Source organism: Streptomyces niveiscabiei (assembly GCF_001419795.1).
Taxonomy (GTDB): Bacteria; Actinomycetota; Actinomycetes; order Streptomycetales; family Streptomycetaceae; genus Streptomyces; species Streptomyces niveiscabiei.
This window is the reverse complement of sequence record NZ_LIRL01000574.1, coordinates 1-2274: the sequence shown is the minus strand read 5'-3', so window position 1 is coordinate 2274 and position 2274 is coordinate 1. Positions and strand designations below refer to the sequence as shown.

1 protein-coding gene is annotated in these 2274 nt (G+C 66.4%); it reads right to left on the bottom strand.

Translation table 11 applies throughout. The annotated features are described in order from the left end of the window. Positions 1-2274, bottom strand: a 2274-nt coding sequence (locus AOK24_RS26660; RefSeq protein WP_159051991.1) for a condensation domain-containing protein, incomplete at both ends; no start/stop codon positions are given.

Sequence of the window (2274 nt, the reverse complement as noted above, 5' to 3'; positions counted from 1 at the left end):
CTCCTGGAACTGGAGGCTGATATCGAACTGCGCCGACTCCCGAGGCACTTCACGTTCCGTAACAGTGAGCCCCGGCAGGTCGAACGCCCCACTCGGCGTGTTCTGCAGCGTCACCATCGCCTGAACCAGCGGCGTCCGACTGCTGTCCCGCTCCGGCGCCAACTCCTCGATCAACCGGCTGAACGGAACGTCCTGATGCGCGAAGGCGTCCAGAACAGTCCCCTTCACCCCCGCCACCAACTCCCCGAAGGGCAACGACTCGTCGATGCGAGTCCGCAGGACGAGCGTGTTGACGAAGAACCCGACCAGCCCTTCAAGCTCGACCCGTTCACGGCCGGAAACAGCCGTCGCGACAGCCACATCCCGCTGCCCGCTGTACCGCGAGAACAGCAACTGCGTCACAGCGGTCAACGCCATGAACAGACTCGCGCCCTGCCCACGAGCCGCCTCCCCCAACCGACTCACCAACTCCGGCGACACGGCAAACACATGCACCCCGCCCGCCCCGGTACGCACCGTCGGCCGAGCCCGGTCCGTAGGCAGCTCCAACGGCTCAAGCCCCGCCAACTGCGAGCGCCAGTACTCCAGTTGCCCAGCCAGAGCATCCCCGGCAAGCCGCTCCCGTTGCCATACGGCGTAGTCCCCGTACCGCACGGGGAGTTCAGGCAGCTCGCCCCCGCGATACAACTCGCTCAGCTCCCGCACGATCACCCCCATCGACCACCCGTCGGTGATGATGTGATGCATCGACAGAACAAGGGTGTGCTCAGCGGAACCGCTCCGGATCAGCAAGAACCTGACCAACGGCCCCGTGCGCAGGTCGAACGGAGCCGTCGCCTCAAGCCGCACCGCCTCCTCGACGTCTTCGACATCCACAACACGGACCGGAACCTCCAGCGTCGGATGCACGCGCTGCACCCCACGCCCCTCCACCGAATCAAACGTCGTCCGCAACACCTCATGGCGAGCCACCAGATCATCCACAGCAGCCTGAAGCGCGACGACATCCAGCTCACCGCTCAACCGCAGCCCGGCCGAGATGTTGTACTCCGTGCTGCCGGGGGCGAAGTCGTCGAGGAACCAGAGGCGTTCCTGCGCGAAGGACAGCGGAAGTTCAGCGGCGACTTGGCGGCTGATGACGTCGGAGTGGCCGCCCGCCGGAAGAGCGGTAGCCAGGCCGGCAACAGTCGGATGATCGAACAGAGCCCGGGGAGAGAGATCGGCACCAAGAGCGGTACGCAGACGCGATGCGATCTTGAGGCTGGTGATCGAATCACCGCCCAGCTCGAAGAAGTTGTCGTACACCCCGACCCGCTCGGCCCCCAGAACGTCCACCCAGACGGCAGCGACAGCTTCCTCGGCCGGAGTACGCGGAGCGACGTACCGCTCCCGCACGAACTCAGGCACGGGAAGAGCACGCCGATCAACCTTGCCATTGACCGTCAGCGGCAGCGCGTCCAGGACCACGAAAGCCGACGGAACCATGTACTCCGGCAGCACAGCCGCGAGTTGAGCACGCCACCCCTCAACATCCGCCTCACCGACGACGTACGCCACCAGACGCTTCACACCCGGCTGATCCTCCCGCGCAACGACCGTCACCTGACCGACACCCGAGCACCGCCCCAACACAGCCTCGATCTCGGCCAGTTCGATCCGGAAACCCCGGATCTTGACCTGATCGTCACCACGCCCCAGGAACTCCAGCCGACCATCAGAACGCCACCGCACCACATCACCCGTGCGGTACAGGCGCTCGCCAGGTACAAAGGGGTCGGCCACGAACCGCTCGGCCGTCAGTCCCGCCCGGCCGAAGTAGCCGCGCGCCAGGCCGTCTCCGCCGAGATACAACTCACCCGGCACCCCGACCCCGACCGGCAGCAGACCGGCGTCGAGGACGTACACACGGGTGTCGTCCATGGGCACCCCAAGAGGCACCACACCGCTGGAAGTCTCGTCGTAGGACAGCGCACCACTCACCGCGAAGGTGGTCGTCTCGGTCGGGCCATACCCATTGACCAGCCTCGTCCCGTCGCACGCCTGGAGCATCCGGGCCGCCGCGACCGCCGGTACGGCATCCCCGCCCGTCCACACCTCACGCAGCCCCCGGAAGCACTCCGCGTCCTCCTCGACCAACGCCCCGAACAAGGCCGCCGTCACCCACATCCCGGTCACACCATGCCGAGACACCGCCTCCCGCACGACAGACGGCTTCAACTCCTCTTCGGCGACGACCACACAGCCGCCGTTGAGCAACGGCACCCAGATCTCGTA